Here is a 6,925-nt window from a genome sequence, read left to right as displayed (position 1 = left end):
GCGCACCTAAGAAAAACTAGGAGCGCACCTAAGAAAAACTAGGAGCGCACCTAAGAAAAACTAGGAGCGCTCCTAAGTAGTGTTCGCTGAATAATTTATATCACTCAGATATTCAGGTTTTTATACCCTTATTTCTTCGTTTGTTTAACGAAAAATTTGTACCTTTGTATAGTTAAATCCATAGCAAGATGAAGTTTTACGCTCCTAAATACAAGCAACTTGACCTCGGTTTGCTCCGCTCATCCCTTGATGAGTTGGACAAGACAAACCGATGGGTGGCTCTCGGCGACCTTCTTCCATGGACTGAGCTTGAGAAGGAATACAACTCAAGGTTGGACAATCAGAAGAAAGGTGCGGGGAACAAGCCGGCACGCATGATTCTCGGTGCAATGATCATCAAGCACAAGCTAAACCTGAGTGATGCTGAGACCATCGAGATTATCAGAGAGAGTCCCTACATGCAGTACTTTTGCGGATTGCATGAGTTCACCGACAAGCCTGTATTCGACCCGAGCCTGTTCGTCACGATACGCAAGCGGATCTCAGAGGAAGAGCTCAACAAGATGACTGTCAAGCTTCTCAACAAGCAGAAGCGTCTTCTTGAAGAGAAACGCAAGCGTGAGGAGGAAGAGGCGAAGAAGAACAGCGAGGAACCGCTGGCTCCGGAACCAGAGGATCCGAATGCCGCCTCCGTCACAGACTCAAAAGGTCGCAAGCACAAGGGGGTGCTGAAGATTGATGCCACCTGTGCCGATGCCGAGATGCGCTATCCTGTTGACGTTGATATAATACATGACGGCTGCCGTAAGGTTACCGACTATATTATGAAGGTGTGCGAGATATGTGAGCTTCACAAGCCACGCACGAACTACAAGCGTGCACGTCAGGCATATCTTCAGCTTGTCAAGAAAGCAAAGAAGAAAGGCAGGATGGTGCGTGAGACTATCGGAGTGATGCTCAACTACTTGCATAAAGACATCCGCATCCTGATGGACTTGCTTGCAAAGGACAAGACGTACTACGAGTGTCTGTTCCTGTATGAGAAACGCACCTTGACAGCCATCCTCAAGATGTACCATCAGCAGGAGGAGATGTACAGATTGAAAAACCATACCTGTGCAAACCGCATACTGAGCATCTTTCAGCCACACGTCCGTGCCATCGTCCGTGGAAAGGCCAAGGCAAGGACTGAATTCGGGGCAAAGATAGGTGCAAGCATAGTCGAGGGCTATACGTTTATAGACCACCATAGCTGGGATGCCTACAACGAGAGCCAGGACCTCTTGCTACATATTCAACTTTTCAAAGAACGCTTCGGCTACCTTCCAGCCACCATCCTTGCGGATAAGATTTACCTGAACAGGGCGAACCGAGATATACTTGAGGATTTTGAAATCCATTCATACTGCAAACCCTTAGGGCGACCGCCGAAGGATCCTCCCTCAGATGAAATGAAATCCAGGGTTGCCAAAGCCATCGGGGAACGCAACGAAATCGAATGCTCATTCGGTACAGGCAAGAGAATCTATCGAGCCAATGACATAAGAGCCAAGCTTCCAAATACAGCACGATGCTGGACGGGAATGTGCTACTTCGTCAAAAACGTGATGAAGTTCCTAAGGGAACTTTGTCTTGCCCTGACCGAATTATGGAGGTTTTTTATCAACTTCGTCACTATGAGGGGTCACATCTGCTACCCTCTGTCTGTGGCCGGAAATTAATTCAGCAGACCCTAAGTAAACTGCGCGCCGTTGCAGTGCAGGGTTTGTGCGCCGTTTTGTGCAGGGTTTGCGCTCCGTTTCGTGCAGGGTTTTGAACGCCTCCATGTAGCGTTCTGTGTAGGGTTTACCCCCACCTTTCGTGCAGGGTTTTGAACGCTTCAATGTATAGTTTGTGTATAGTTTGTGTATAGTTTTCGCCTCAAACTATACATTCCGTAACGCTCGGAAAATCAGAGGAATGTAGGGTTTGTGTAGGGTTTTGTGTATAGTTTGTATAGTTTTTTGTTTTCCCCTTTTATTTACGTATAGTGTAGGGTGCAAGTGACCCTACATTGACTGCTGTACGTTTAATCTTTTTGAGTGGTCAAAATCGTAGAACCCGACCGCCACAGACAGGATTTCAGATCGGAGGAAGTTGATGTTTCTCCTCACTTGAGTGGTGTTCTTTCCTTGTTCCGTAATTTATAGAATACCCTCAAAACACTTCCCCCGTCAGTCGTAGCTCTTCCACGTCTTTAAATCGTCTCAGAAAGGTTTTTAAGTTGTCACCGACAAGAAAAATTGGACTTCGGAAGAAAGTGGTAAAATCGCTTAGAAGGCTTTATTTTGCCCTTTTCGGGCATTTTGAGTGTAAAAAAAGACTTTTTTCGTGTCCTTTCCGAAGGTTTCGGAAGTGGTTTATGGATTAAATGCTTAATTTTGCTCCGAATTTTTCAACACAAAGACATTATCCGATGTCTGTAAACCCTAACATTACTCCTTAAATAAATGATACTCGACGACAGAATCATTAAAGTCAACATAGAGGAAGAGATGAAGTCCTCTTATATTGACTACTCCATGTCGGTCATTGTTGCCCGCGCGCTTCCAGACGTTCGCGACGGCTTCAAGCCCGTGCATCGAAGAATCCTCTTCGGCATGATGGGACTCGGCATCACTCACGACAAACCCACGAGAAAGAGTGCGCGTATTGTCGGTGACGTCTTGGGTAAGTATCACCCCCACGGCGACAGTTCAGTCTATGGCGCTCTCGTTCGCATGGCGCAGGATTGGAACATGCGCTACCCCCTCGTGGACGGACAGGGAAACTTCGGCTCCATGGACGGCGACTCCGCAGCCGCCATGCGTTACACCGAAGCGCGTCTCTCGGCAGTCGGTGAAGCCATGATGCAGGACATCGACAAAGAAACGGTGGACATGGACCGCAACTTCGACAACACACTCGACGAACCGACCGTCATGCCGACCCGCATCCCCAACTTCCTCGTCAATGGAGCCAGCGGCATCGCCGTCGGCATGGCAACAAACGTGCCGACCCATAACCTCGGAGAAGTCATCGACGGATGCGTCGCTTTCATCGATAATCCCGAACTGACAGTCGAAGATTTGATGCATTACATCAAAGCACCCGACTTCCCGACCGGAGGCTACATCATGGGCATGCAGGGCGTCAAGAGTGCCTACGAAACCGGAAGAGGACGCGTGGTCATGCGTGCAAAAACCGAAATCGAGTCCGGCGCACAGCACGACACCATCGTCGTCACCGAAATACCCTACGGCGTCAATAAGGCTGAACTCATCAAAAATATTGCTGAGCTCGTCAACGACCGCCGCATCGAAGGCATCAGCAACATCAACGACGAGAGCGACCGCGAAGGAATGCGCATCGTCATCGACGTCAAGCGAGACGCAAACGCAAACGTTGTCTTGAACAAACTCTTCAAGATGACCGCGCTTCAAACCTCATTTGCAGTCAATTGCATCGCTCTGGTTCACGGTCGTCCGAAACTCCTCACCTTGAAGGACTGTATCAAGAACTTCGTGGAACACCGCCACGACGTCGTCATTCGACGCACCAAGTTCGACCTGCGCAAAGCACAGGAAAGAGCACACATCCTTGAAGGACTCATCATTGCCTCCGACAACATTGACGAAGTGGTTCACATCATTCGCTCCTCCAAAAATCCGCAAGCGGCGATTGAAGGATTGATGAACCGCTTCTCTCTGGATGAACTGCAGGCGAAAGCCATCGTCGATATGCGTCTCGCACAACTCACCAACATCCAGCAGGAGAAACTCCATGCCGAATACGAAGAGTTGGAAAGAAAGATTGCCTACTACCAGCAAATCCTCAGCGACGAGAACCTTTGTCACGAGGTTATGAAGAACGAACTTCTCGAAGTGAAAGAGAAGTTTGGCGACGCCCGCCGCTCCGAAATCTGTCTCTCAAGCGACGAATTCAACCCTGAAGACTTCTATGCCGATGACGAGGTAGTCATCACACTTTCTCATTTGGGATACATCAAACGCACTCCGCTCGCCGACTTCCGTGCGCAGTCTCGCGGCGGCGTAGGCTCCAAGGGCGGAAGCACCCGCGATGCCGACTTCATAGAGAGCATCTATCCCGCCACGATGCACAACACCATGTTGTTCTTCACCGCCAAGGGACGCTGCTTCTGGCTGAAGGTCTATGAGATTCCCGAAGGTGCCAAGAACTCCAAAGGACGCGCCATCCAAAACATGCTCAACATCGACCCGGATGACTCCGTCAACGCCTGCCTCCACATCAAGAAGCTCAACGACGCAGACTTCTGCCGCACGCACTACGTCACCTTCTGCACAAAACAGGGTATCATCAAGAAAACCTGTCTCGAAGACTACTCCCGTCCACGCGCCAACGGTGTGAACGCCATCAACATCCGCGAAGACGACAGAGTCGTGAGCGTCGTGCTGACCAACGGTGAAGACGAGATTGTCATCGCCAACCGCAACGGTCGCGCCATCCGCTTCAACGAGAACACCGTCCGCGCCATGGGTCGCACCGCCACCGGCGTTCGCGGCTTCCGCATCGACGAAGACGGACAGGATGAAGTGGTCGGCATGATTTGCGTGAACGACCCGGAACGCGAAACCGTGCTTGTCGTCAGCGAGAACGGCTACGGCAAACGAACCGCCGTCGAAGACTATCGTGTGACAAACCGCGGCGGAAAGGGTGTCAAGACGCTCGACGTGACCGAAAAGACCGGAAAGGTCGTTGCCATCAAGAGCGTCACGGAGGATGATGACCTCATGATTATCAACAAGAGCGGCATCACCATTCGCCTCCGTCTCAAAGAAGTTCGCGTGCAAGGTCGCGCCACCCAAGGTGTTCGTCTGATTAACCTCGAAAAACGCGGCGACGTCATCTCCAGCGTTTGCAAGGTGCAGACCGAACAGGAAGAGGAACTGGAAGAAGGTGCTGAACCGACTGCCGAAACAATGGTGGAAGGAAACGCTCCCGAAACACCGACCGTGGAGACACCGGAAGAAGGCGGTGTGTCATAATAGCCAATCTGCTGCGTGGCTATCGGATTCGGGCTTGGTCATGTACTTCAGTACACTCCCTGCGCCCTCATCCTCAGCGCCTTGCATCTTAGTCATTCTGACGCACCTTCGAGGGTGAAGCCAAAATGTGCATTTTGACACACCCTCCTCCGGAATCCCGGTGAGTTCCGAACTCCTTATGGGGTGTTCTTAAATGCTCCTTATTTCGTAATTTATAGAACACCACTATATATATAATGTATTCTGCAAACCCTCATCAAAACAACAACCATGAAGAAGTTATTTTTGAACATCTGTCTTTTCTTCTGCACAGCCGCAGCCGCTTGGGCACAGGGCGCAGCTGTTGAACCCGGCAGTTGGAAAGCCTATGACTTAATCAAGAAGGCTGATGCTCTCAAAGCACAGCGCAGTTCCGAAACCTACGAGCAGGCAATGGCAAACTATGCCGAGGCTGAAATAATCATCAAAGATGACATCACCAAAAATGAAACCGAAGGCAAGTTCAACAAACTCGCCCTGCTCTATTTCCAGAACTCTCAACTTCAGTTCAAACTCCTCCAGGACGAACTGAACAAAGCACAGCAAGGAATCCCCTTTGACACACTCATGTTCTGCCAGCGCGTGGACAACGTGATTGAATGCTACAACAAATCGCAGGAAAACAACGTGAAACCCAACGCAAAAGGCAAGGTGAAAGAGAACAAAAACCTCAGCAACCTGAACGAAATGGGACTCCGCGGAGTCTTGACGCTCTACTACAACTGCGGCGTGTTCATGGACGGCATGGGCAACAAGCAAGCCAGTGTCGATTACTTCCAAAAGTTCGTCGACCTTCCCCGCTCCACCTCTATCTTCACCAAAGAAGATGCCGACTCCATCTATGCCAAGCAGGAAAAAATCTATTCCCTCGCACGCTACAACCTTGCTCTCCAGAACTACGCGCTGAAGAACTGGGACAAAGCCATCGAAAATGCAAAAGAGGCTTTGAAAGACACCATCGACGTGCAGAACCTCTACATCGTGCTCCGTGACTGCTATGGCGAAAAGAAAGACTCCGTGATGTGGGCACAAACGCTCGTCGAAGCGGCTGAACGAACCGGAAACACCAACTTCTATTCTCAACTCGTGCAATACTACATGGAGACGAAGAAGACAGAAGAGGCTAACCAACTCATCGAAAAAATGGTGCAGGAACAGCCCGGAAAAGTTTCCACTTGGTACATCAAAGGCTACATTGAACTTGATGTCAAGAAAGACTATGCTGCCGCACGCGAAAGTTTTGCCAAAGCTCTCGAAATCAATCCCGACGCCAAGGAAGTGCTCCGCCCGATGGCAATGAGTTATGTCAATGACATCCTGAACCAGATTTACGACAAGAAGTTCAAGTATATCGGCACAAACCGCCAAATCACCGCTCGCGGTCGTGGCGCAGAAGTTGAGAAGGCATACGCCAAAGAGAAAGCCATCTACGACAAGGAACTCGCCACCGTGAAGAGCTACTATGAAAAGGCTCTCCCCTATCTCGAACGCCTCCGCGAACTCACTCCCGACAAACCCAGCCTCTGGGCTGCAGACCTTCAACTCGTCTATTCCAACCTCGGCATGACCGAAAAAGCAAAGGAAATGGATGAAGTGCTCTATCAGTATAACCAAACCTTGCAAGGAAAATAATCTATTCCCTTGACAAGAAATCTTTCACATTCCCATGCAGAGTGTTTCGGTCAGTCCCAACGGATTGAAGACGGAAACACTCTGCGTCGGGATAAAACCCGACACAAATTTTCTTTCCCATAATCTTTCTTACAGGCTTAGTAATCCTCAAAAAATAACCTGCATCATCTTTGAAAATCTTTTCGGTCCATATTTCCTCCCTCATCAGT

At 49.7% G+C, this 6,925-nt stretch carries 4 protein-coding genes; 3 read left to right on the top strand and 1 reads right to left on the bottom strand.

What is annotated here, in order from left to right:
• Positions 1-188: 188 nt before the first annotated feature.
• The 3 genes from I6E40_RS10290 (at position 189) to I6E40_RS10280 (ending at position 6,716) form a co-directional block, all read left to right on the top strand.
• Positions 189-1,721 (top strand): IS5 family transposase, encoded by a 1,533-nt coding sequence (locus I6E40_RS10290; RefSeq protein ID WP_235387075.1) that lies wholly within the window; start codon positions 189-191, stop codon positions 1,719-1,721.
• A 768-nt stretch (positions 1,722-2,489) separates the two neighbouring features.
• Positions 2,490-5,045 (top strand): DNA gyrase subunit A, encoded by a 2,556-nt coding sequence (gene gyrA, locus I6E40_RS10285; RefSeq protein ID WP_235387073.1) that lies wholly within the window; start codon positions 2,490-2,492, stop codon positions 5,043-5,045.
• Between the two features lie 270 nt (positions 5,046-5,315).
• Positions 5,316-6,716: a tetratricopeptide repeat protein gene (locus I6E40_RS10280; RefSeq protein WP_235387071.1), complete on the top strand. Its 1,401-nt coding sequence runs from the start codon at positions 5,316-5,318 to the stop codon at positions 6,714-6,716.
• Position 6,717: 1 nt separating this feature from the next.
• Here the strand turns inward: I6E40_RS10280 and I6E40_RS10275 are convergent.
• A partial coding sequence (locus I6E40_RS10275; RefSeq protein WP_235387069.1) for a hypothetical protein occupies positions 6,718-6,925 on the bottom strand: 208 nt, incomplete at its 5' end.

Source organism: Prevotellamassilia timonensis (assembly GCF_021531665.1).
Taxonomy (GTDB): domain Bacteria; phylum Bacteroidota; class Bacteroidia; order Bacteroidales; family Bacteroidaceae; genus Alloprevotella.
This window is presented reverse-complemented; position numbering and strand designations above follow the sequence as displayed.

Excerpts from the sequence above, each read along its gene's own strand:
- I6E40_RS10280 (WP_235387071.1), top strand. The coding sequence starts at position 5,316 with ATGAAGAAGTTATTTTTGAACATCTGTCTTTTCTTCTGCACAGCCGCA.
- gyrA (WP_235387073.1), top strand. The coding sequence starts at position 2,490 with ATGATACTCGACGACAGAATCATTAAAGTCAACATAGAGGAAGAGATG.
- I6E40_RS10290 (WP_235387075.1), top strand. The coding sequence starts at position 189 with ATGAAGTTTTACGCTCCTAAATACAAGCAACTTGACCTCGGTTTGCTC.